General features: G+C 51.5%; 19 protein-coding genes and 3 pseudogenes. 7 read left to right on the top strand and 15 right to left on the bottom strand.

Annotated elements, in window-relative coordinates; all coding sequences use genetic code 11:
- Positions 1-118: 118 nt before the first annotated feature.
- The 5 genes from mnmE (at position 119) to ABIE10_RS19570 (ending at position 5,283) form a co-directional block, all read left to right on the top strand.
- Positions 119-1,483 (top strand): tRNA uridine-5-carboxymethylaminomethyl(34) synthesis GTPase MnmE, encoded by a 1,365-nt coding sequence (gene mnmE / locus ABIE10_RS19550; protein ID WP_429156757.1) that lies wholly within the window; start codon positions 119-121, stop codon positions 1,481-1,483.
- 180 nt (positions 1,484-1,663) lie between these two features.
- A complete protein-coding gene (locus ABIE10_RS19555; RefSeq protein WP_019078000.1) occupies positions 1,664-2,845 on the top strand; it encodes an MFS transporter in 1,182 nt (393 codons plus the stop codon).
- Positions 2,814-3,773, top strand: coding sequence for an HTH-type transcriptional regulator YidZ (yidZ, locus tag ABIE10_RS19560; protein WP_016155073.1), 960 nt, complete (start codon positions 2,814-2,816; stop codon positions 3,771-3,773). The genes ABIE10_RS19555 and yidZ overlap by 32 nt, the downstream gene beginning before the upstream one ends.
- A 166-nt stretch (positions 3,774-3,939) precedes the next feature.
- Positions 3,940-4,686, top strand: a complete 747-nt coding sequence (locus tag ABIE10_RS19565; RefSeq protein WP_016157819.1) for a 4'-phosphopantetheinyl transferase family protein — start codon at positions 3,940-3,942, stop codon at positions 4,684-4,686.
- Between the two features lie 30 nt (positions 4,687-4,716).
- Complete coding sequence (locus ABIE10_RS19570; protein ID WP_003827046.1) at positions 4,717-5,283, top strand: NADPH-dependent FMN reductase; 567 nt, start codon at positions 4,717-4,719, stop codon at positions 5,281-5,283.
- 115 nt (positions 5,284-5,398) lie between these two features.
- Here the strand turns inward: ABIE10_RS19570 and adeP are convergent, their stop codons facing one another.
- Entirely contained in the window at positions 5,399-6,736 is a 1,338-nt protein-coding gene (gene adeP / locus ABIE10_RS19575; protein ID WP_016155075.1) for an adenine permease AdeP, read from the bottom strand.
- Positions 6,737-6,903: 167 nt separating this feature from the next.
- On the opposite strand from adeP, the gene yieH reads away from it, so the two are divergent.
- Positions 6,904-7,569 (top strand): 6-phosphogluconate phosphatase, encoded by a 666-nt coding sequence (yieH, locus tag ABIE10_RS19580; RefSeq protein ID WP_016155076.1) that lies wholly within the window; start codon positions 6,904-6,906, stop codon positions 7,567-7,569.
- A gap of 87 nt (positions 7,570-7,656) precedes the next feature.
- Here yieH and ABIE10_RS19585 read toward each other — a convergent pair whose 3' ends face one another.
- The gene (locus ABIE10_RS19585) at positions 7,657-8,565 is read right to left on the bottom strand and encodes a chitinase (protein ID WP_049040614.1); all 909 of its coding nucleotides are present in this window, start codon (positions 8,563-8,565) and stop codon (positions 7,657-7,659) included.
- 221 nt (positions 8,566-8,786) lie between these two features.
- On the opposite strand from ABIE10_RS19585, the pseudogene ABIE10_RS19590 reads away from it, so the two are divergent.
- Positions 8,787-8,999 (top strand): annotated as a pseudogene (locus ABIE10_RS19590) (diaminopimelate epimerase); the annotation flags it as partial.
- A gap of 91 nt (positions 9,000-9,090) precedes the next feature.
- On the opposite strand, the gene ABIE10_RS19595 reads toward ABIE10_RS19590, so the two are convergent.
- The 13 genes and pseudogenes from ABIE10_RS19595 to atpD form a co-directional block, all read right to left on the bottom strand.
- A complete protein-coding gene (locus ABIE10_RS19595; RefSeq protein WP_200108507.1) occupies positions 9,091-11,175 on the bottom strand; it encodes a metallophosphoesterase family protein in 2,085 nt (694 codons plus the stop codon).
- 113 nt (positions 11,176-11,288) lie between these two features.
- Entirely contained in the window at positions 11,289-11,900 is a 612-nt protein-coding gene (locus tag ABIE10_RS19600) for an oligogalacturonate-specific porin KdgM family protein (RefSeq protein ID WP_233623854.1), read from the bottom strand.
- 149 nt (positions 11,901-12,049) lie between these two features.
- Positions 12,050-12,272 (bottom strand): annotated as a pseudogene (locus tag ABIE10_RS19605) (AraC family transcriptional regulator); the annotation flags it as partial.
- A 44-nt stretch (positions 12,273-12,316) separates the two neighbouring features.
- A pseudogene (locus tag ABIE10_RS19610) lies at positions 12,317-12,450 on the bottom strand (VRR-NUC domain-containing protein); the annotation flags it as partial.
- A gap of 63 nt (positions 12,451-12,513) precedes the next feature.
- Entirely contained in the window at positions 12,514-13,239 is a 726-nt protein-coding gene (phoU, locus tag ABIE10_RS19615; RefSeq protein ID WP_047498806.1) for a phosphate signaling complex protein PhoU, read from the bottom strand.
- Positions 13,240-13,253: 14 nt separating this feature from the next.
- Positions 13,254-14,027 (bottom strand): phosphate ABC transporter ATP-binding protein PstB, encoded by a 774-nt coding sequence (gene pstB / locus ABIE10_RS19620; RefSeq protein WP_003023821.1) that lies wholly within the window; start codon positions 14,025-14,027, stop codon positions 13,254-13,256.
- A gap of 106 nt (positions 14,028-14,133) precedes the next feature.
- Positions 14,134-15,024, bottom strand: coding sequence for a phosphate ABC transporter permease PstA (pstA, locus tag ABIE10_RS19625; RefSeq protein ID WP_016155077.1), 891 nt, complete (start codon positions 15,022-15,024; stop codon positions 14,134-14,136).
- The gene (gene pstC, locus ABIE10_RS19630) at positions 15,024-15,983 is read right to left on the bottom strand and encodes a phosphate ABC transporter permease PstC (RefSeq protein WP_016155078.1); all 960 of its coding nucleotides are present in this window, start codon (positions 15,981-15,983) and stop codon (positions 15,024-15,026) included. The genes pstA and pstC overlap by 1 nt, the downstream gene beginning before the upstream one ends.
- A 192-nt stretch (positions 15,984-16,175) precedes the next feature.
- Complete coding sequence (pstS, locus tag ABIE10_RS19635) at positions 16,176-17,216, bottom strand: phosphate ABC transporter substrate-binding protein PstS (protein WP_016155079.1); 1,041 nt, start codon at positions 17,214-17,216, stop codon at positions 16,176-16,178.
- A 333-nt stretch (positions 17,217-17,549) separates the two neighbouring features.
- Entirely contained in the window at positions 17,550-19,379 is a 1,830-nt protein-coding gene (glmS, locus tag ABIE10_RS19640) for a glutamine--fructose-6-phosphate transaminase (isomerizing) (protein WP_016155081.1), read from the bottom strand.
- Positions 19,380-19,602: 223 nt separating this feature from the next.
- Positions 19,603-20,973, bottom strand: a complete 1,371-nt coding sequence (gene glmU, locus ABIE10_RS19645) for a bifunctional UDP-N-acetylglucosamine diphosphorylase/glucosamine-1-phosphate N-acetyltransferase GlmU (RefSeq protein ID WP_019077996.1) — start codon at positions 20,971-20,973, stop codon at positions 19,603-19,605.
- Between the two features lie 658 nt (positions 20,974-21,631).
- On the bottom strand, positions 21,632-22,051 hold the full coding sequence (locus tag ABIE10_RS19650; RefSeq protein ID WP_003023809.1) for a F0F1 ATP synthase subunit epsilon: 420 nt from the start codon (positions 22,049-22,051) through the stop codon (positions 21,632-21,634).
- Between the two features lie 20 nt (positions 22,052-22,071).
- On the bottom strand, positions 22,072-23,454 hold the full coding sequence (gene atpD, locus ABIE10_RS19655) for a F0F1 ATP synthase subunit beta (RefSeq protein WP_003023806.1): 1,383 nt from the start codon (positions 23,452-23,454) through the stop codon (positions 22,072-22,074).
- Positions 23,455-23,463: the final 9 nt, after the last annotated feature.

The following is a 23,463-nucleotide window of genomic DNA, read 5'->3' on the forward strand; positions in this document are numbered from 1 at the left end:
TTGGCTGAATTTGCTTGCCGCCTTCCTGCACTTGAATTATTTCGAGTATTCACGGTAAAGTTAATGCCAGAGAAGGCGGTCATTAGACCGCCTTTTTTACATTTACAAGAGAGCTATCATGAACCATAACGACACCATCGTCGCTCAGGCCACCCCACCGGGACGTGGTGGCGTGGGTATCCTGCGCATCTCCGGCCTGAAGGCGCGCGAGGTTGCAGAAACCGTACTGGGGAAACTACCAAAACCGCGCTATGCCGACTATCTGCCGTTTAAAGACGCGGATGGCAGCACGCTGGATCAGGGAATTGCCCTGTGGTTCCCCGGCCCGAACTCCTTTACCGGTGAAGATGTTTTAGAGCTTCAGGGCCACGGCGGTCCGGTGATTCTCGATCTGCTGCTCAAACATATTCTGACCATTCCCGGGCTGCGCATTGCCAGACCGGGTGAATTCTCCGAGCGTGCGTTTCTCAATGATAAGCTTGATCTGGCCCAGGCAGAGGCAATTGCCGACCTGATCGATGCCAGCTCAGAGCAAGCCGCTCGCTCGGCGCTGAACTCGTTGCAGGGCGCATTTTCTGCACGGGTAAATCATCTTGTGGAAGCGCTCACTCACCTGCGCATCTACGTGGAAGCGGCGATCGACTTTCCGGATGAAGAAATCGACTTCCTGTCTGATGGCAAGATTGAAGCGCAGCTCAACAACGTTATCAGCGATCTCGATGCCGTTCGTGCCGAAGCGCGTCAGGGCAGCCTGCTGCGCGAAGGGATGAAGGTGGTCATTGCCGGTCGCCCAAATGCCGGAAAATCAAGCCTACTGAACGCGCTGGCAGGTCGTGAGGCGGCCATTGTGACCGACATTGCGGGTACGACTCGCGACGTACTGCGTGAGCATATTCATATCGACGGTATGCCGCTGCACATCATCGACACTGCCGGTCTGCGCGATGCCAGCGATGAAGTTGAACGCATTGGTATCGAACGCGCGTGGCAGGAAATTGAACAGGCCGACCGCGTTCTGTTTATGGTTGATGGCACCACCACCGACGCCGTGGACCCGGCTGACATCTGGCCAGACTTTATTGCCCGTCTGCCAGCCAAACTGCCGATTACCGTGGTGCGTAACAAAGCGGATATTACCGGTGAGACGCTGGGTCTTAGCGAAGTAAATGGCCACTCACTTGTTCGCCTATCCGCGCGTACCGGTGAAGGCGTTGACGTGCTGCGTAACCATCTCAAACAGAGCATGGGCTTTGAAACCAATATGGAAGGCGGCTTCCTGGCGCGCCGTCGTCACCTGCAGGCGCTGGCAGAAGCGGCGGAGCATCTCGAGCAGGGTAAAGCCCAACTGCTCGGAGCATGGGCCGGAGAATTGCTGGCAGAGGAACTACGTCTGGCGCAGCAGAACCTCAGTGAGATCACCGGGGAATTTACCTCCGACGATCTGCTGGGAAGGATTTTCTCCAGCTTCTGTATTGGCAAATAACGTTGTGTTGCCCGGTGGCGCGATGCTTACCGGGCCTACAGTACCCGTAAGTCGGATAAAGCAAAGCGGCTAGCCGGCCACAAATGATTTCCCATATGGAAATCACTGTTGTCCAAATGGCAACTCGTGCAGTTGACTCTCTGCCCGTATGCTTAGCGCCACATTCCTCATGAGGTCGCTATGACACGCTTTCTAATCTGCAGCTTCGCCCTAGTGTTACTCTATCCCGCGGGTATTGATATGTATCTGGTGGGGCTGCCCCGTATTGCTGCCGATTTACAGGCCAGCGAGGCGCAACTGCATATCGCGTTTTCGGTTTATCTGGCGGGAATGGCGACGGCGATGCTGTTTGCCGGGAAAATTGCCGACCAGTCAGGACGCAAACCCGTCGCTATTGTCGGCGCCCTCATCTTTATTTTCGCCTCTGCGCTGTGTTCATTCGCCGAAAGCGGTACGCCGTTTCTCACAGGCCGCTTTATTCAGGGTGTAGGCGCAGGCTGCTGCTATGTGGTGGCGTTCGCCATCCTGCGCGATACGCTCGACGATCGCCGCCGGGCGAAGGTACTGTCGCTGTTGAACGGTATCACCTGTATCGTGCCGGTACTGGCGCCGGTGATGGGGCATCTGATTATGCTGAAATACCCGTGGCAGAGCCTGTTCTACACGATGATCGGTATGGGTGTGGCCGTTTGCTTGCTGTCAGTGTTTATCCTGCGAGAATCGCGCCCAGCGACGCTCCCGGCATCTGCAGAGAAGAACCACCTATCTGAATCGCTGGTGAACCGTTTTTTCTTAAGCCGTCTGGCCATCACCACTCTCAGCGTGTCGGTGATCCTGACCTTCGTGAATACTTCGCCGGTGCTGTTGATGGAAGTGATGGGCTTTGACCGTGGAGAGTACGCCACCACGATGGCCATGACCGCAGGCATCAGTATGGCGGTCTCGTTCTCTACGCCATTCGCCCTGAGCGTGTTTAAACCTCGTGTTCTGATGCTGACCTCACAAGTGCTGTTTCTGTCTGCTGGTGTGGTGTTAACCCTTGCCAGTACGCACATGGTGACGCTGTTTGGGCTGACCTTAATCTGTGCCGGGTTCTCGGTCGGCTTCGGTGTCGCGATGAGCCAGGCGCTGGGACCTTTCTCGCTGCGTGCGGGCGTTGCCAGCTCGGCGTTAGGTATTGCGCAGGTTTGCGGTTCCTCGCTGTGGATATGGCTGGCGGCGGTGCTCGGTCTTGATGCGCTGAATATGCTGATCGGGATTCTGATTGGCTGTAGCATAGTGAGTATCATGCTGATTATCACAGTTGCACCTAACCGGTCCACGCCAACTCATGAAGAAATCCCTCAGCAGTCTCGATCTTAATTTATTGCTCTGCCTGCAGCTATTGATGCAGGAACGCAGTGTTACCAAAACAGCCAAACGGATGAACGTCACGCCGTCGGCGGTCAGCAAGTCGCTGTCTAAACTGCGGGCCTGGTTTGACGATCCACTGTTTGTAAACACCCCGCTGGGGCTAACGCCAACACCGCTGATGGTCAGCATGGAACAGAACCTGGCAGAGTGGATGCAGATGAGCAACCAGTTGCTGGATAAGCCGCACCATGAAGCGCCGCGCGGGCTGAAGTTTGATCTGGTGGCCGAAACGCCGCTGGTGATGATCATGTTTAACGCGCTCTCCCGACAGATCTATCAGCGTTATCCCCAGGCGACGATCAAAATACGCAACTGGGACTATGATTCGCTGGATGCAATTATCCGCGGCGAAGTGGATATCGGCTTTACTGGCCGGGAAAGCCATCCGCGTTCGCGTGAACTGTTGAGTTTGCTGCCGTTGTCGATCGACCATGAAGTGCTGTTTTCCGATCTCCCCTGCGTCTGGCTACGTGAAGATCATCCGGCATTGCAGGAAGAGTGGAATCTGGACACATTTCTACGCTATCCGCACATCAGCATTAGCTGGGAGCAAAGCGATACCTGGGCACTGGATGAAGTCCTGCAAGAGATGGGGCGCGCGCGCAATATTGCGTTATGTCTGCCCGGTTTTGAGCAGTCGCTGTTTATGGCCGCCCAGCCGGATCATGCGCTAATAGCCACAGCTCCGGTTTATTGCCAGCGTTATAACCAACTCCACCAGCTTCCGCTCGTGGCGCGCCCTATGCCTTTTGATGCCGCGCAGCTGGAAAAAATGCGCGTACCGTTCACCCTTCTTTGGCACAAACGTAACAGTCATAATCCTAAGATCGTCTGGTTGAAAGACACCATCAAGGCGCTTTATCGCGATATGTCCTGACGTTGCACCGCCACTTTGTTGCCAAATCGACTATTCTGGCAACAGAAATGTAAATATCGCGTAATGTATTCTATTTCAGCTTACTTTTTGGGCAGCAAAGCCTGCCTGGATGCCGCGTAAATGTTACTCTGGTAATTATCACGGACCATTAATCACGGAGCGAAAAATGGCGACACATTTTGCCAGAGGGATTCTTACGGAGGGACACCTGGTTTCAGCTCGCCTCCCTTCTCCATGTCATATCGAAGCAAGAGATCTCCCCGCTCATCGCCGAACACGTTTCCTGGCTTCCCGAAGTTTACTCGCTGAACTGATGTTTATGCTTTACGGCACCAGTACGCTGCCCGAGATTGTTACTCAGGCCAAAGGTAAGCCCGTTTTTCGCGATAAGAACCTGCCGGGATTTTCGATTTCTTATGCCGGGAATATCGTTGGCGTTGCGCTAACAACTGAAGGAACGTGCGGGCTGGATATGGAACTGCAGCGAGCTACCCGCAGCTTTCACCATCCGCATTCAACGGAAACATGGCGCTTCTCCAGCAACGAAAATCTGTGGATCAATAACCAAAACGACCCCAACGAAGCACGCGCGCAGCTCATTACGTTGCGCCAGAGCGTACTCAAACTCACCGGCGATGTAAGCAATGATGATCCACACGAACTCCAGCTTTTACCCGGCGCAGGACGTCTGAAATGTGCCCATGTTGCGCAGGTTGAAGCCATTTGCGATGCGGAAGATGTTCTGGTGTGGTCGGTTGCGGTTACGCCAACCATTGAAAAACTCAAGGTTTGGGAGTTTGATGGTAAACAGGACTGGAAAAGTTTGCCTGATATCCAGACCCGCGCCAATGAGCCTACGGGTCGTCTGATCCGGTTCTCTCAATTATGCGCAGCGAAGAGCCATACGCTTTGATTTAACCTTTATGATGAAACAGGAGTCACCATGTCAGAAACATTGAATGTTGTTACGTTACTGGGAAGTCTACGCAAAGGTTCGTTTAATGGAATGGTTGCCCGTACGCTGCCCAAGATTGCTCCAGCAGGAATGGAAGTCAACGCGTTGCCATCAATTGGTGATATCCCACTGTACGATGCCGACCTCCAGCAGGAAGAAGGTTTTCCGGCAAGCGTAGAAGCGCTGGCAGAGCAAATCAGGAAGGCTGACGGTGTCGTCATCGTGACACCGGAATATAACTATTCCGTGCCTGGCGGACTGAAGAACGCCATCGACTGGCTGTCCCGCCTGCCGGATCAGCCATTATCGGGTAAGCCGGTGCTGATCCAGACCAGCTCCATGGGCGCCATTGGCGGCGCGCGCTGCCAGTATCATCTGCGTCAGATCCTGGTGTTCCTCGACGCCATGGTAATGAACAAGCCGGAATTTATGGGCGGCGTGATTCAGAACAAAGTGGACCCGCAGACGGGTGAAGTGATCGACCAAAGTACGCTGGACCATCTAACCGGCCAGCTGACCGCATTTGGCGACTACATCCAGCGTGTGAAAGCCTAAAAGAAAAAGCCCGCTGGCTGCAATGCCTGGCGGGCCGTATCCGGTTATCAAATTTGCCTGATGGCGCTGCGCTTATCAGGTCTACACGCCTCGCGCAGCACCGTCTCAGCGGCAATTAATGCGCGTCGATAAACACAATCTTCAACACAAACAGCAGTGCGACAACGATGACGCATGGGCTGAGATCGCGGAAACGTCCGGTACCGATTTTCATCACACAGTAGGAAATAAAGCCCAGCGCGATACCTTCGGTAATCGAGAAGCTAAACGGCATCATCACGGCGGTAATAAACGCCGGAACGGCTTCAGTCAGGTCATCCCACTTCACGCGTGACAGGCTTGATGTCATCAGGACGCCAACGTAAATCAGCGCACCAGCGGCCGCATATCCCGGTACCATTCCCGCCAGCGGCGACAGGAAGATAACCAGCAGGAACAACAGGCCGACAACTACCGCGGTCAGGCCAGTACGTCCACCGACAGAAACCCCGGAAGAAGACTCGATATACGCGGTAACGGAAGAAGTACCGATAAACGCACCAGCAACCGATGACACGCTATCCACATACAGCGCCTGCTTCATGCGCGGAAACTTACCCTTCGCATCCGCCAGACCGGCTTTATCCGTGACGCCAATTAGCGTACCGGAGGAGTCGAACAGGTTGACCAGCATGAACGAGAAAATTACGCCCGCAAGACCAATGTTAAACGAACCAGCCAGATCAACATGCCCGATAACGGACATTACGCTCGGCGGCGCGGAGACGATCCCGTTGTAATGGACATCGCCCAGCATCCAACCCAGCAGCGTGGTCACAATGATAGAGATCAGTACCGCCGCATGGATGTTACGTGAAGCCAGAATCGCGATGATAAAGAAGCCCAGAATACCGAGCAGTACGCTGTGGGACGTCAGGTTGCCAATAGACACCAGGGTGTCTTGGTTGGCGACGATAACACCAGCGTTTTTCAGCCCCATCATGCCGATGAACAGACCAATACCGCTGGTGATCCCCACGCGCAAACTAACCGGGATGTTGGCAATCATCCAGTAACGTACGCGGAAAATCGTCAGTAGCAGCAGACCTACCGCGCCCCAGAAGATTGCGCCCATACCGATCTGCCATGACAGGCCCATCGCGCCAACGACCACGAAGGCGAAGAACGCATTCAGACCCATAGCAGGCGCAAGTGCGACCGGCAGGTTGGCAAACAGGCCCATCAGGATGCTACCAAATGCAGCAATCAGGCAGGTGGTCACAAAGACGGCGCTGGTATCCATGCCAGCCACGCCAAGAATTTGCGGGTTAACAAAAACGATATACACCATCGTCAGGAAGGTGGTTAAACCGGCGATCACTTCGGTCCGTGCCGTCGTGCCATGTTCGCGCAGTTTGAACACGCGTTCCAGCATCCCCTGGCCAGAAGCCTGGGTTGTGTGTTGTTGACTCATTATCAATTTCCGAACAAGGAGGGAAAATTCGTCGCTATCCTATACCAAAATGCGACAATAGGGTTGGGTTATGAGCAACTTTTTTCATTGATTTTGCTTATACGGCAACGATTGCGTCGCCCAATAATGCATTACGAAAACGTTAAACTTGTTAAAACGGAAATGACATGTCCCAGATAGAAGCCGTATTTTTTGACTGTGACGGTACCCTTGTCGACAGTGAAGTGATTTGTTCTCGCGCGTATGTCAGCATGTTCCAGGCGTTCGGCATTACGCTCGATCTTGAAGAAACTTTTAAACGCTTCAAGGGGGTAAAGCTGTACGAGATCATCGACATTATCAACGAAGAGCACGGTGTCGAACTGGCAAAAGCCGAATTAGAACCGGTTTACCGCGCAGAGGTCGCACGTCTGTTCGATACGGAACTGGAGGTGATTGCCGGAGCCAATGCGCTGCTGGACAGCATGACCGTCCCTATGAGCGTGGTATCTAACGGTCCGGTCAGCAAAATGCAGCACTCGCTGGGTAAGCTGGGTATGTTGCACCATTTCCCTGATTTGCTGTTCAGCGGCTACGATATTCAACGCTGGAAACCCGATCCGGCCCTGATGTTCCATGCGGCGAAAGCGATGGACGTTAACGTTGAGAACTGCATTCTGGTTGATGACTCCAGCGCAGGTGCCCAGGCGGGGATTGCTGCAGGGATGGAAGTATTTTACTTCTGCGCCGATCCGCATAACAAACCAATCGATCATCCAAAAGTGACGACGTTTACCGATCTGGCGCAGTTGCCAGCGTTGTGGAAGGCGCGGGGTTGGAATATTACGCGTTAAATAAGCAACCATCACACAATCTGCGTTCGCGGGAAAAGATAACCCCACCGAAAACAGCGGGGTTATCGTTCTTTTTCAAATCAGCGCTTATTTGGTGAGGCCATTAACAAAATGGCTGCAATATTCCCCGGCCACACGCTGTTCCGGGTTGCTGCTGGTTGTCAGGTCAACATAGGTGTAAGACGAAGGATTGTCGCGGTTAAAATCCCAGATACCGATAAAATTCATGCCATTCTGTTTGGCAAAGGTGGCCAGCGTATCGGCATCATGAAGTTTAAACATGCTACCATCGTCATTCATACCTATCATCGGTGTAACCGCCACCGCCGAGTAGCCGCCGCTCACTGACAGAGAGGCTAACTGACTGGCGATGCTGCGGGCTGCGTCAACCGCAGATTTACCCATATCAGCACGATACTGCGCGCTGTAATAATCCATTGCCATACCGTTTACCACAAACGTTAATCCGGTATTATGCGCTTGTTTTACAATATTCACCCCAGTACTAGTTAAACCGGTTGGCATGGTGGGCAAAGTAAAGGAAATAGCGACTTCTGGATTATTTTTAGTTACCACTTTCAGCGCTTCACAAATATTACTGATATTATACTGACCATTTTCCAGATCAAAATCCAGGCCATATGCAGAATAATCATCAATAAAAGACTGGTAAATTTCAACCAATTCGGAAGTGCTAAAATAGGTTGATATATCGCTATTCACCGCGCCGCCAAAAGAAATAATAACCTTTTTACCGGCCGCATTGAGATCGTTTGCTAACGGCAATGCCCAGTCCATCGGCATGGTGTCCTGGGCAGCCCAGCAGGCTTTTTTGTTCGCTGATAAAGTAATAAAACCAAATACCAGACCGTCTACCTCCCACGCTTTAGCTTCCTGAGAATAAAGCGGATTTGGACGGCCATTGGGATAATCTTGCCAGTCAGACCATTCTGCATTTACGGTGACATCTATAAACGGGGTATAAAGCGTCTTCATATTTCACCTCATTATTTTTTCATATTAATCAATAATGCCAGAAAACTATTTATCTGGTCTCTGGCTGAGGTGATGCTATATTTTCAGAAACGGATAATTTATGACGATAGTCACACCCAAATGGTTCATGATAAAAACAAATATTTAATGATAGATATTATCATAGCAATGATGATTATCTGATAAATCTGGTCAGAAGCAGATGCCGTATAAGGGGTTTGAGGGTCAATGGGCAATTCGTGGAAGTTGTCGATCTCCATACGCTGAGGATTGGCATCCGGGAGCAGCAGTTGCGCGACTGCCAGCGCAATGCGCCGTTTAGGTCGGGTTGGTGATCGGGTTGACATCAATATGCCTGGTGAGCAGTTAAAGATTACCTTTAGGTTTGATTTCAAGTCTGTATGCGTGGCCCGGTACATAAAATCGCCAGCCTTCGCCATGTGTGGTGCTTATCGCCGTGCCCATATCGTCGGTCTGGGAATGGCGTTAAAACCTCGCCCCTGCCGATGTGGCAGGGGCGAGGTTTTAACGCGCGGAGATTTCCCCCGTTTCGCTATTCAGGTGGAAATTTCGTGAAGGGCCGCCCCGCAGGTATTTATCGATAACGCTAAAAATACTGCCAAAACGCAGGCGGAAAATAGTCTCGAAATCGCTATCCGCCATCACCGCAGAAGCCTCATCTGGTAAGGAATGCGCCAACGTGCGGGTTAGCAAATGATATTCGCGTAAGCGTTGCGCGGAAATATCGCGCAGCGCCAGCTCATCGGCATTGCGCAGACGATAAAAATCCACCGCCAAATCAAAGCCGTTCCAGGATGCAAACTGCTCCAGCGTCATTCCGGCATCCCGAGCTAAAGTTAGCGCTTTTTGCCGCGCCAACTGCCATGCTCCAGCATTTTTTTGCAGGTAAATTTGCCCGATAGACCTGACAGGAGGCACGTCTCCTTTAGCGCACACGGCACGATCGCTGCTCATAGGTACAGTCAGAACATCTTGCCAAGAGTTATGACTGCTCAACTGACTCAGCGTCAGCATTTCCGCACCATTCAGGCTAAAAAGCATCTGCCGAATTTCACACGGCCACTCTTCGGGAATAAAGCGCAGCCGGGTGAGCTCGGTAATATGCCAGTTAGTAAAGTCATAATAATCCTTCGCACTCAGCACCGCCTTGTTCCATAAATGCGCAGAGCCCGTCGCTTTCAGATGCTCCCACTCTTGCTGATAATGTTCAAAAAGCTCATTAAAGCGCGGGACGCTGTCCAGGGTAACGGTCTGAACATCGATTTCGCTACGGTTAGCGAAATTGAGGATTTTATACGCTGGGACGTAGGCCGCCATGGAAGGTGCCTGAATATTAAATAGCAGGCTGCCGTCAGGATATTTACGCACGCCGGTATCGTTAAAGTGCATATGTCCGCCAACGTGTACGCCAATACCTGTTTTCGCTAACGCATGGCTGGTATCCTCCTTCGGAGCCCGCTTCAACTGAAATTTACCTTTGCCAAAGATGGATTCCAGATCGCTGGCAGCGCCGTTATCAAACTCCACCATAGGGAAATGGCTAAAGGTAATCAGCGTCTTTTTCTGCTCTTTTGCTCGCATGGCAACGGACGTCATCCACGCCACGACCTGCTGCTTGTGAGTGAGCATTTTGTTGTAGCCTGCGTCACCTGAACCCGCGAAGTTTTTAGCAGACTGCGGATTCGTCAGGTCCGCATCCTCGCGCGGCACGTAAACATTCGCATCAACGGCCAGCAGCCATAGGCCTGGTATCGGCTCAACGAGATAGCTGCTGTCAGCGACGGTAAAACAGGGGCCATAATCTGGTTGTCGATATGAACCGCCTGTTCCCTGAGCACAGATTTCATACTGCCGCTGGCGGAAGTCGCTGGCTTGCTTTGCTTTGGCAAACGTATAATCCTGCTGCCCATAGGATGAATAAGGCGTTTCCCAGTAAATATCTTCAGGCTGCGGATCGATACCGAATGGGGACATCATTTTCATGATGTACTCATAACCACGGCTTACCATCTCTTCGCTACAGATGGTCGGCAGTTCCGCACCTGTTGAGATAAGCGCAGTTTTTCCCTGATAACCCGTACACTCTTTGGCGCCAAAACTAAAAATACGTTGAGTTTTCCCTCCCTGACCTAAGAAATCCTCTTCCCCATCGGGTAAATCAAAGGGTCGGTTTGGGTCATGATTACCCGGCGTTGCAAAGAATCGCATTGCATACTTTTGCTCATACTCCTTCAGCAGGGTTACTAACCCGCGAATATGCACAGACTGCCCGTCATCGCTAAAATCACCGGGAAGCGCGATCAGTTTGATCCCCTTTTTCCCGGCGTCATCCAGTGCTGCACGCAGGGCAAAGTAGTTTTCATTAAATAATCGCGTTGACGTGAGCTGAGCATACATGGTGCGAATCATCGCACGCTGCCCACTTTTGCGATTCTTTAGCCCGCTAAATGCGCCATCCTGAAATTCGCCGTACACATCATGAAAATGGATATCCGGCATAAATGCGACGCGATATTGATAATTTTCAGTAGCAGCAGCATGGCTACAGAGTAAAAACGCCGTTATTCCGGCTATGGAAATTACTCTCATTGAATATCCTTATTTTTATCAAAAAAAATAATTAGAGTTTGTAGGTAATACCTACGCGATAACGCATCTCCCAGGCATCACGATAAGTTTTGCCATCTTTCACATATGAACCATCATCCCAATTCGACGTAAGGCACCCAGGTTTTATTTCCTCTCCAGGCCACAGTCATATTATGCACACAATCTTTTTCTTTACCGCGCAATGCCGGGTAGTCAGGGCTAAGACCGTTGGGCAAGCAGCAACACAAACAATGTACATAGCGCATCCTTCTGGTCGATTCAGGCAATAAAAAAAGCACAATAGCGAGAGCGCGCATTGTGCTTTGAGAAAGGCAGATTTGGTTATTCACTACGCCGTCGCTATCGGCACCACTGGCGTGGCGACAAACCACGAGCTGATGCAGGCTGGAAATACGGAAGCTGAAAGTTAGCTCATCGCGCTTACGCGAGCACAGCAACACCTGCGGAAACTGACGATGAGCATATCTTTTCATTTCGCACGACTGTCTAAAACCAGAACAGAGAGCCTGACCTGCACAATCCCAAAGCAAGGACCATTTCTGGGTTATCAGGTTTTCGGCACAAGAGGTAGGAGTAATATCAATTTCAACCAAATCGTTGACGGAATTAAACCAGCATGAATCAGCAAGTATGACTTTAATTTTGCTGTCGATGGAGAGCAAAATTAAAGTCATGCTTTTTAATAATCGCAATATGAATGACATTAACATAAGCTCCCACGAAATAATAAAGCGAGTGTAGCGCAAAAAAAATGGCAATAACTGTGACTTATTGCACAGAGCATTAAATGTTTATTTTATTTTTCATCAAAAATCAGAACAAAAAATTCAGATATTAAATAAGAAAATATAATCTATTCTACTGCTATATGACCGCGCGACTGTCGCTGTTCCGGCGTCATGCCAATCTCACGGTTAGACATCAACGAAAAGTCGTAACTGCCTTCAAACCCATACTGCATCGCCAATCAGCCGTTCGGTATGTTGCAAGTATTGTGCGTGGCAGAGGTACAGCTGTCACAGGTAATTGTTGATGGTCATACCTATATGCTGATGAAACTGCTTGCGTAGCGCTCGCTAAACCGAGCCAGAAAAAAAGGACGATTACGACTGAACCGACCCCAGACCCCGCTTCCCTGCAGGTAAACCCATTCCTCTTCGTCGTTAAGCCAGCGGCTGAGTTCAGGATCTGTTGCGTCTCTTTTGACAGTGCGTTCCAGCCTTCGGCTACGCTACGCACCCCGCCCTCACTGAGGGCGGGGTGCGCCGGGTAACAAAGCCAACACACCAGCAACGTGACGGATGACGAGTATCTTTCTCACTCTTTCGGATCTTTGCCCGCCAGCAGCTTATCCAGCTCATCACCGCCCACGTGACGGAAGTCTTGTCCCTTCACGAAGTAGAAGATGTATTCGCAGATATTCTGGCAACGGTCACCGATACGCTCGATGGAGCGCGCGCAGAGCAGCGCGGTCAGCACGCTTGGAATGGTACGCGGATCTTCCATCATGTAGGTCATCAGCTGACGCACGATACCTTCATACTCCTGGTCGACTTTCTTATCTTCGCGATAAATACGTACCGCTTCGTCAAGATCCATACGCGCAAACGCATCCAGCACGTCATGCAGCATTTGTACAGTGTGGCGCCCCAGTGATTCCAGGCTTACCAGCAGCGGCTGATGCTGTTGAGAAAATTTCTCCAGCGCGGTGCGGCAAATTTTATCCGCAACGTCGCCAATACGTTCCAGCTCAGCGATCGTTTTGATAATCGCCATCACCAGACGCAAGTCACTGGCGGTCGGCTGACGCTTGGCAATGATACGCACGCAGGCCTCGTCGATCGCCACTTCCATCATATTGACGTTCTTATCGCCCTCAATGACGCGCTTCGCCAGCTCACTGTCCTGATTGTGCATGGCGGTAATCGCATCAGAAAGCTGCTGCTCGACCATGCCGCCCATGGTCATCACCTGGGTACGGATGCTTTCCAGCTCTGCATTGAACTGGCCGGAAATATGTTTATTAAGGTTAAGATTATCCACAACAAGCTCCTGAATCAGCCGTAACGACCGGTGATGTAGTCTTCAGTTTGTTTCTTCGCGGGCTTGGTGAACAGATCGTCCGTGTTACTGAACTCAATCAACTCGCCCAGGTACATAAATGCCGTGTGATCGGAACAACGCGCAGCCTGCTGCATGTTGTGGGTAACGATAACGACGGTGTAATCCTCTTTCAGCTCAGTGATCAGCTCTTCGATACGCCCGGTAGAAATAGGGTCGAGCGCTGAACACGGCTCATCAAGCAGAAGCACTTCCGGGCGAATGGCGATCCCACGCGCAATACACAGACGCTGCTGCTGACCACCGGAGAGAGAGTACCCGCTCTGGTGTAATTTATCTTTGGTTTCGTTCCACAGCGCGGCCTTGGTCAATGCCCACTGCACACGCTCGTCCATATCCGCACGAGAGAGTTTCTCAAACAGACGCACGCCAAAAGCGATGTTGTCGTAGATGGACATCGGGAACGGCGTCGGCTTCTGGAATACCATGCCCACTTTGGCACGCAGCAGAGCGATATCCTGAGTGTTGGTGAGAATATTGTCGCCATCCAGCAGGATTTCGCCTTCCGCACGCTGTTCCGGGTACAGTTCAAACATTTTATTGAACGTACGCAGCAACGTCGATTTACCACAGCCTGACGGCCCGATAAACGCCGTTACCTGGTTTTTGGCAATATCCAGGTTGATGTTCTTCAGGGCATGGAACTTGCCATAGTAGAAGTTCAAATCACGAACCTGAATCTTACCCGGGGCAGTATCAACCATACTCATTTCAATCTTTTCCTCATCATGCCTGATGGCGCGCAGCTTTCAGGCCTACAAATGTCTTCAATCGTAGGCCGGATAAGGCGTTTACGCCGCCATCCGGCACTTCGTCTTAACCGTGTTTCTTCTTCGCGAAAATGACGCGCGCCAGAATGTTCAGCAGCAGTACGCACAGGGTAATAATCAGTACCCCGGCCCAGGCCAGTTGCTGCCACTCAGCAAACGGGCTCATCGCAAACTTAAAGATAGTGACCGGCAGGTTGGCGATAGGCTGCATCATGTCGGTGCTCCAGAACTGATTGGAGAGCGACGTAAACAGCAGCGGAGCCGTTTCACCTGCGATACGTGCAATAGCCAGCAAAACGCCTGTAATGATGCCTGAGACAGACGCCTTCAGGGTGATAGCAGAAATCATCTTCCATTTCGGCGTACCCAGCGCATAGGCGGCTTCACGCAGGCTATCCGGTACCAGCTTAAGCATGTTCTCCGTGGTACGAATAACAATGGGCACCTGCAGCAGCGCCAGCGCGATAACGCCCGCCCAGCCGGAGAAGTGCTCCATTTTTGCTACCACGATGGTGTAAACGAACAGACCGACCACGATTGATGGCGCAGAAAGCAGGATGTCGTTGATAAAGCGGATCACCTCAGCCAGCCAGGACTTACGTCCGTACTCTGCCAGGTAGATGCCCGCCATAATACCAAGCGGTGTACCAAACACGGTCGCCCACAGAATTAACAGTCCGCTACCGGCCAGGGCATTCGCCAGACCACCACCAGCCGTATTCGGCGGAGGTGTCATTTCGGTGAACAGCGCCAGTGACATACCGTCAATACCGCGGGTGATCGTGGACATCAGGATCCAGATAAGCCAGAACAGACCGAATGCCATGGTCGCCATAGAGAGCGTCAGCGCGATGCGGTTCTTGAGACGACGACGCGCCTGCATTTTACGGCGGGATTCCGCAAGCGCAGCGGTGTTTTGCATTTCAAGCGTAGCCATTAGCGTGCCCCCTCGTTCTTCGCAAGGCGCATGATCATGAACTTAGACGCCGCCAGCACGATGAAGGTAATCACAAACAGAATCAGGCCCAGTTCCATCAACGCGGCAACGTGCAGTCCTGATTCCGCTTCGGCAAATTCATTCGCCAGCGCAGAAGTAATACTGTTGCCCGGCATGTACAGCGAGGCACTATCGAGCTGGTAGGTGTTACCGATGATGAACGTCACCGCCATGGTTTCACCCAGCGCGCGGCCCAGACCGAGCATCACGCCGCCGATCACGCCGTTTTTGGTGAACGGCAGGACGATGCGCCAGATAACTTCCCAGGTAGTACAACCGATGCCGTAGGCTGACTCTTTCATCAGCACCGGCGTTTGTTCGAACACATCGCGCATAACCGCCGCAATGTACGGGATGATCATGATAGCGAGGATCACGCCAGCGGCCAGAATACCGATACCAAACGCCGGACCCGCAAACAGCGCGCCAACAAACGGAATGTTGGAAAGGATGTTCCCGACCGGCTCCTGGAAGTAAGTCGCAAACAGCGGGGCAAAGATAAACAGGCCCCACATGCCGTACACGATACTCGGAATTGCCGCCAGCAATTCAATAGCGATACCCAGCGGGCGACGCAGCCAGCCAGGAGCAAGTTCAGTCAGGAATAAGGCAATGCCAAAACTCACCGGAACGGCGATCAGCAGTGCGATAAGCGAGGTGACCAGCGTACCGTAAATCGGTACTAATGCACCGTAGATATCGTTTGGCGCATCCCATTCTTTAGTCCACAGAAAGGAGAAGCCAAATTTCTGAATGCTTGGCCAGGAGGAGATAACCAGAGAGACAATAATGCCACCCAACATCAATAGCACAATCAGCGCAGCCAGTTTTACCAGCGCGCTGAATATCATGTCACCTTTTTTACCCGGTGGGTTCAAAGCAGGCTTGGTTGCAGCCATAAATCACTCTTTAAGTTTGGGCCAGGAAGCACGCATTTTATCGTGCTTCCCGGCTAACGTAATGCCATACCCTAAATAATTCGAGTTGCAGCAAGGCGGCAAGCTTGTGAATACCCAGGAGCATAGATTCACTATGTGACTGGGGTGAACAAGCACAGCCAACACAGCTGCGGCTCGAAGTATGACGGGTATTTAGTACAGCGCTTTACCGCTGCTGTCCTTCACGTTGGTCTTCCATGCAGCACGAATCTGCTCAACCACGCTGTCCGGCAGGCTGGCGTAATCCAGGTCATTAGCCTGTTTGCCACCATTTTTGTACGCCCAATCGAAGAACTTCAGCACTTCAGCGCCCTGCTCAGGTTTCTTCTGCTCTTTATGCACCAGGATGAAGGTGGTGGAAGTGATCGGCCACGCATCGTCACCTTTCTGGTTAGTCAGATCCTGAGCGAAGGTTTTGCTCCAGTCAGCGCCTTTTGCAGCGTTGGCAAAGTTTTCTTCGGTCGGACTTACCGGTTTGCCATCAGCAGAGACCAGCTTGGTGTACGCCAGGTTGTTCTGCTTAGCGTAAGCGTACTCAACGTAGCCGATAGAACCCGGCAGACGCTGTACGAACGCAGCGATACCGTCGTTACCTTTACCGCCCAGACCGGTCGGCCAGTTAACGGTAGAGCCGGAACCAATTTTAGATTTCCACTCTTCGTTCACTTTCGCCAGGTAGCTGGTGAAAACGAAGGAAGTACCGGAACCGTCAGCACGACGCACAACGGCGATATTCTGAGAAGGCAGCTTCAGACCCGGGTTCAGTTTGGTGATGGCTTCATCATCCCACTTCTTAATTTTACCGAGGTAGATGTCGCCCAGCGTTTTACCGTCCAGCACCAGTTCGCCGGATTTCAGGCCAGGGATGTTCACCGCCAGCACCACACCACCAATAACAGTCGGGAACTGGAACAGGCCTTCTTGCGCCAGTTTCTCGTCAGACAACGGTGCGTCAGAGGCGCCGAAATCAACGGTATTGGCCGTAATTTGTTTTACACCACCGGAGGAGCCGATACCCTGGTAGTTTACTTTGCTACCGGTCTCTTTCTGATAGGTATCTGCCCATTTGGCATACACTGGCGCAGGGAAGGTTGCACCTGCACCTGTCAGGCTCGCTGCTGCAAACGCAGAAAACGCGCTCATGGATAAGGTCGCGGCGACAACAGTTGCGACAGTGGTACGCATAACTTTCATAATGTCTCCTGCACGGTTTTCGTAAATCGTTGTTTGAGTTGCTACTGTGAGCAAAATAGGACAAACAGGTGACAGTTAAATGTACGAAATATGACAGTTTTATGACAATGAAAAACTCGGGAAGTTTTTTATCTAAAAATACATTTAAAACAGGATGTTAATTACCATCATGACAATAACATTTCGCTGAAATTTTCTTTTTATGACACTGAAAACAGTAGTTGAAGATGACGGTTTGTCACATAAAACAGGCGGGATAATTGATTAAAAACAGAACAAGCTAAAAAAATGCCCCACTTACAGCAGGGCATTTTCAGTTCAGTTAAGTGCGGATTACTCTACGGTAACCGACTTTGCCAGGTTACGCGGCTGGTCCACGTCGGTGCCTTTAATCAGCGCCACGTGATACGCCAGCAACTGCAGCGGAACGGTGTAGAAGATCGGTGCAATCACCTCTTCCACATGCGGCATCTCAATGATGTGCATGTTTTCGCTGCTGGTAAAGCCAGCATCCTGGTCCGCAAAGACGTACAACTGACCGCCACGAGCGCGAACTTCTTCAATGTTGGATTTCAGTTTTTCCAGCAGTTCGTTGTTCGGCGCAACTACGATAACCGGCATATCGGCATCAATCAGCGCCAGCGGACCGTGTTTCAGTTCGCCTGCAGCATAAGCTTCAGCGTGAATATAAGAGATCTCTTTCAGCTTCAGCGCGCCTTCCAGCGCAATCGGGTACTGATCGCCACGGCCCAGGAACAGCGCATGGTGTTTGTCTGAGAAACCTTCCGCCAGAGCGGCAATGCGTTTGTCCTGAGACAGCATCTGCTCAATACGGCTCGGCAGTGCCTGCAGACCATGAACGATCTCCTGCTCGATAGACGCATCCAGACCTTTCAGACGAGACAGTTTCGCCACCAGCATCAGCAGAACGGTCAGTTGGGTGGTAAATGCTTTCGTGGAGGCCACACCGATTTCGGTACCGGCATTGGTCATCATCGCCAGGTCGGATTCGCGCACCAGAGAAGATCCCGGTACGTTACAAATAGCCAGCGAGCCCAGATAGCCCAGCTCTTTAGATAAGCGCAGACCCGCCAGGGTATCCGCCGTTTCACCGGACTGGGAAAGGGTAATCATCAGACTGTTACGACGCACGGCGGATTTGCGATAGCGGAACTCGGAAGCGATTTCGACATCACAAGGAATACCAGCCAGCGATTCAAACCAGTAGCGGGACACCATGCCGGAGTTGTAGGACGTACCGCAGGCGATAATCTGGATATGCTCAACCTGAGACAGCAACTCGTTGGCACGTGAACCCAGCTCGCTTAAATCCACTTCACCGTGACTAATGCGCCCGGTCAGCGTATTTTTAATTGCGTTCGGCTGTTCGTAGATCTCTTTCTGCATGTAGTGGCGATAAATACCTTTTTCGCCCGCGTCATACTGCAGATTCGATTCGATATCCTGACGCTTCACTTGTGCGCCAGACTTGTCAAAAATAGAGACTGAACGACGGGTCACCTCCGCGATGTCACCTTCTTCCAGGAAGATAAAACGACGGGTTACCGGCAGCAACGCCAGCTGATCGGAAGCGATAAAGTTTTCCCCCATCCCCAGACCAATCACCAGCGGGCTACCTGAACGGGCCGCCAGCAGAGTTTCCGGGTTACGGGTATCCATGATCACCGTGCCATAGGCACCGCGCAACTGTGGAATAGTACGCAGTACGGCTTCACGCAGCGTACCACCCTGTTCCAGTTCCCAATGCACCAGGTGAGCAATCACTTCGGTGTCGGTTTCAGAAACAAAGGTGTAACCACGGGTTTTCAGTAGTTCACGCAGAGGTTCATGGTTTTCAATGATGCCGTTATGCACCACAACAATGTGTTCAGAAACATGGGGATGCGCGTTCGCTTCTGAAGGTTCACCGTGTGTCGCCCAACGGGTATGAGCGATACCTGTACCACCATGCAGCGGATGTTCTTCCGCAGCAGCAGTCAGCATCTGCACTTTACCCAGACGACGCAGACGGGTCATGTTGCCTTCAGCATCGACAACGGCCAGACCAGCAGAGTCATAACCACGATATTCCAGACGACGTAAACCTTCGAGAAGGATTTCAGCTACATCACGCTGCGCGATAGCGCCAACAATTCCACACATATTTTTTGATTCCGAATTTAGGCATTTGCCTGTCGTTGTCGCTGACCTGTATTTGCCCTTTCCGGGCGCCCCGAGCCTTGTAGAGAGTGGGGTTATTTTTATGGTACTGCTTGTTGAGCGGAGGATTATGTTATCCCCTCATCTCTTGTCTGCCTGATGGCGCTTACGCTTATCAGGCCTACAGAACGTCACCGCACGTAGGCCGCCATCCGGCAAAAATCACTTACTTCTTCTTCACCGGACGCTGCCAGCCCTGTTTATGGACCTGAGGTACACGGCTTAATACCAGTTCGTTATCGGCGACATTACGCGTTACGGTGGTTCCGGCGGCAATCGTCGCACCTTTACCCACGGTGACAGGCGCCACCAACTGAGTATCTGAACCCACAAACACATCATCACCAATAATGGTTTTAAACTTATTGGCACCATCGTAGTTGCAGGTAATCGTACCCGCGCCGATATTCACATTATCGCCAATTTCCGCATCGCCCAGATAGGTCAGATGACCAGCTTTAGAACCTTTACCCAGACGCGCTTTTTTCATTTCGACGAAGTTACCCACGTGCGCGCCTTCCTGCAGCTCAGCACCCGGGCGCAGACGCGCGAATGGGCCGATGGTGCAAGCGGCTTCCAGATGGGCATCTTCCACCACACTGTATGGGCTAAGCTCACAACCTTCACCAATCACGCTGTTTTTGATGATACAGCCAGCACCAATCTTGACGCGATCACCAACGGTTACGTTACCTTCAATGATAACGTTAGTATCAATTTCAACATCGCGCCCGTGAATAAGCGTACCGCGAAGATCAAAACGTGCAGGATCGCGCAGCATCACGCCCGCCAGCAGCAGTTTCTCTGCTTGCTCGGACTGATAAACACGCTCCAGACGGGATAACTGAAGACGGTTATTCACCCCTTCCGTTTCGCTAATACGTGCTGGATGTACCGCAGCAATTTCGCGTCCTTCCTGATACGCCATCGCAATGATATCGGTGATGTAGTATTCACCCTGCGCATTGTTATTGGTGAGTTTGGACAGCCAGCGCTTCATATCAGCGCCATTGGCAATCAGAATACCGGTGTTGATTTCCTGGATTTGGCGCTGCTCGTCAGTTGCATCTTTATGCTCGACGATACCGGTGACGTTACCGTTCTCACGCGTAATACGCCCATAGCCGGATGGATCATCCAGTTTTACCGTTAACAGGCCGATGCCGCCCTGCGGTTTAGCATCACGCAGGCTACGTAAGGTATCGGTAGAAATCAGCGGCACATCGCCATAGAGCATTAAAATGTCTTCGTCATCACCAAAGAATGGCGCTGCCTGCTGCATTGCATGGCCGGTCCCCAACTGCTCTGCCTGCAGAATCCAGTTTAGATTGCCATCTTTCAGCGTCTGCTTAAGCAAATCACCACCGTGCCCGTAGACCAGATGTACGTGAGTCGCACCTAATTCATTAGCGGCATCAATGACATGCTGAACCATCGGCTTTCCTGCGAGGGTATGCAGCACTTTAGGGAGATCGGAATACATACGCGTGCCTTTGCCTGCGGCAAGGATCACGACGCTCATAGCATTATTCAACATACACGTCCTGACTGTAATTTGAGAACGAATTTATACCGTTTCACATTGAAAATACTACATTTTTTTCATCGTGAAATGGACCGAAGATAAAACGTTCAATCGGGGAAATTTCCCCTCTGATAACTCTCTATTTTCGTCTATTTCGGCGTCTTTTGTCTCCCAAAAACCAGGAGTCTGCTCTTATTAAAGCCTAGGTTAATGTTTTTGCTATTTTTTTACTGCATGAATAAAGAGTTACAAAAGAAAAGTATAATTTTATTAATGTGATTCAGCGAGAAGCAGAAAAATACTGTTTTAAAAGGGAAGAGGACAAACGATAAAGCGGAGGAGGGGGATTTAATAACAGCTGGCGCGTGCTGATAACCGTATGAAGCATCGCGCCACAGAGCAGGTTGGGAAGACTAAACTTCCATGCTGCTGAAAAGGGCGATGATTTTATTAATCAGTTTCATGTTGGTATCCTGTTTTTATCTGAGTTAATTATGTGATACACATCACATAAAAAAGAGTCTACGCCTCATTTTTTAACCGATCAATATTTTTGTGATATAAATCACAAAATAATAAAACAGCTTTTTAGTTCCACTTTCACTGAAACAAAACCATAAAAAAAGCCAGCCTGGCAACCAGACTGGCTTTTGTGCTTTTCAAGCCGGTGTTACATCGCTTTTTTGGTCAACTCGATAACGCGCAGTTTCGCGATCGCTTTGGCCAGTTCCGCAGATGCCTGAGCGTAATCCACGTCACCATGAGAGCTCTTGATGTGCTCTTCAGCCTTACGCTTCGCTTCCAGGGCTCTCGCTTCATCGAGATCCTGTCCGCGAATCGCGGTATCAGCCAGAACGGTCACGCTGCCAGGCTGCACTTCGAGAATGCCGCCGGACAGATAGATAAACTCTTCATGACCGAACTGTTTAACGATGCGGATCATACCAGGCTTAATGGCGGTGAGCAGCGGTGCGTGACCCGGGAAAATACCCAGTTCACCTTCACTACCCGTTACCTGGATTTTTTCGACCAGACCAGAGAACATTTGCTGCTCTGCGCTGACGACGTCCAGGTGGTAAGTCATTGCCATATCACCCTCCGATTAAGGCGTTAAAGTTTTTTGGCTTTTTCCACGGCTTCGTCGATAGAACCAACCATGTAGAACGCCTGCTCTGGCAGGTGGTCGTATTCGCCTTCCATGATGCCTTTAAAGCCACGGATGGTGTCTTTCAGGGATACGTATTTACCCGGAGAACCGGTGAATACTTCCGCAACGAAGAACGGCTGGGACAGGAAGCGCTGAATTTTACGTGCGCGTGCTACCACCAGTTTGTCTTCTTCAGACAGTTCATCCATACCCAGGATGGCGATGATGTCTTTCAGTTCCTGATAACGCTGCAGCAGGGACTGTACGCCACGCGCGGTGTCGTAGTGTTCCTGACCAACAACCAGCGGATCCAGCTGACGGCTGGTGGAGTCCAGCGGGTCAACTGCCGGGTAGATACCCAGAGATGCGATCTGACGGCTCAGTACCACGGTTGCATCTAAGTGAGCAAAGGTGGTTGCTGGGGATGGGTCAGTCAAGTCATCCGCAGGTACGTATACCGCCTGAACGGAGGTGATAGAACCGGTTTTGGTAGAGGTGATACGTTCCTGAAGAACACCCATCTCTTCCGCCAGGGTCGGCTGGTAGCCTACCGCTGATGGCATACGACCCAGCAGTGCGGATACTTCTGTACCGGCCAGGGTGTAACGATAGATGTTATCGACGAACAGCAGAACGTCACGACCTTCGTCACGGAACTTCTCTGCCATGGTCAGACCGGTCAGAGCAACGCGCAGACGGTTTCCCGGCGGCTCGTTCATCTGGCCATATACCAGGGATACTTTGTCCAGAACGTTGGAGTCGGTCATTTCGTGGTAGAAGTCGTTACCCTCACGAGTACGTTCACCCACGCCCGCAAACACGGAGTAACCGGAGTGTTCGATCGCGATGTTACGGATCAGCTCCATCATGTTTACGGTTTTACCTACACCCGCACCACCGAACAGACCAACTTTACCGCCCTTAGCGAACGGACACATCAGGTCGATAACTTTAATGCCGGTTTCCAGCAGTTCCTGAGAGCTGGACAGCTCTTCATAGGAAGGTGCCGCGCGGTGGATAGCCCAACGCTCTTCTTCACCGATATCGCCTTTCATGTCGATCGGGTGACCCAGGACGTTCATGATACGACCCAGAGTTGCTTTACCTACCGGGACTTCGATCGGGTGCTCGAGATCTTTAACTTCCAGACCACGACGCAGACCGTCGGAAGAACCCATGGCGATGGTACGTACGATACCGCCGCCGAGCTGCTGCTGAACTTCCAGCACCAGGCTCTCTTTACCATTCATAACCTCAAGAGCATCGTACACGCGCGGTACGGCATCCTGAGGGAATTCGACGTCAACCACGGCGCCGATTACCTGGACAATTTTTCCAGTAGCCATCTTGAATCC

Source organism: Citrobacter sp. 506 (assembly GCF_050434985.1).
Taxonomy (GTDB): domain Bacteria; phylum Pseudomonadota; class Gammaproteobacteria; order Enterobacterales; family Enterobacteriaceae; genus Citrobacter; species Citrobacter braakii.

Bases quoted from the DNA above. Each gene is read 5' to 3' on its own strand.
- mnmE (WP_429156757.1), top strand. From the start codon at position 119: ATGAACCATAACGACACCATCGTCGCTCAGGCCACCCCACCGGGACGT.
- glmU (WP_019077996.1), bottom strand. From the start codon at position 20,973: ATGTTGAATAATGCTATGAGCGTCGTGATCCTTGCCGCAGGCAAAGGC.
- yieH (WP_016155076.1), top strand. From the start codon at position 6,904: ATGTCCCAGATAGAAGCCGTATTTTTTGACTGTGACGGTACCCTTGTC.
- ABIE10_RS19555 (WP_019078000.1), top strand. From the start codon at position 1,664: ATGACACGCTTTCTAATCTGCAGCTTCGCCCTAGTGTTACTCTATCCC.
- ABIE10_RS19650 (WP_003023809.1), bottom strand. From the start codon at position 22,051: ATGGCAATGACTTACCACCTGGACGTCGTCAGCGCAGAGCAGCAAATG.
- yidZ (WP_016155073.1), top strand. From the start codon at position 2,814: ATGAAGAAATCCCTCAGCAGTCTCGATCTTAATTTATTGCTCTGCCTG.
- pstC (WP_016155078.1), bottom strand. From the start codon at position 15,983: ATGGCTGCAACCAAGCCTGCTTTGAACCCACCGGGTAAAAAAGGTGAC.
- ABIE10_RS19570 (WP_003827046.1), top strand. From the start codon at position 4,717: ATGTCAGAAACATTGAATGTTGTTACGTTACTGGGAAGTCTACGCAAA.
- ABIE10_RS19595 (WP_200108507.1), bottom strand. From the start codon at position 11,175: ATGAGAGTAATTTCCATAGCCGGAATAACGGCGTTTTTACTCTGTAGC.
- atpD (WP_003023806.1), bottom strand. From the start codon at position 23,454: ATGGCTACTGGAAAAATTGTCCAGGTAATCGGCGCCGTGGTTGACGTC.
- adeP (WP_016155075.1), bottom strand. From the start codon at position 6,736: ATGAGTCAACAACACACAACCCAGGCTTCTGGCCAGGGGATGCTGGAA.
- ABIE10_RS19600 (WP_233623854.1), bottom strand. From the start codon at position 11,900: ATGTCATTCATATTGCGATTATTAAAAAGCATGACTTTAATTTTGCTC.
- pstB (WP_003023821.1), bottom strand. From the start codon at position 14,027: ATGAGTATGGTTGATACTGCCCCGGGTAAGATTCAGGTTCGTGATTTG.
- pstA (WP_016155077.1), bottom strand. From the start codon at position 15,024: ATGGCTACGCTTGAAATGCAAAACACCGCTGCGCTTGCGGAATCCCGC.
- pstS (WP_016155079.1), bottom strand. From the start codon at position 17,216: ATGAAAGTTATGCGTACCACTGTCGCAACTGTTGTCGCCGCGACCTTA.
- glmS (WP_016155081.1), bottom strand. From the start codon at position 19,379: ATGTGTGGAATTGTTGGCGCTATCGCGCAGCGTGATGTAGCTGAAATC.
- ABIE10_RS19565 (WP_016157819.1), top strand. From the start codon at position 3,940: ATGGCGACACATTTTGCCAGAGGGATTCTTACGGAGGGACACCTGGTT.
- ABIE10_RS19585 (WP_049040614.1), bottom strand. From the start codon at position 8,565: ATGAAGACGCTTTATACCCCGTTTATAGATGTCACCGTAAATGCAGAA.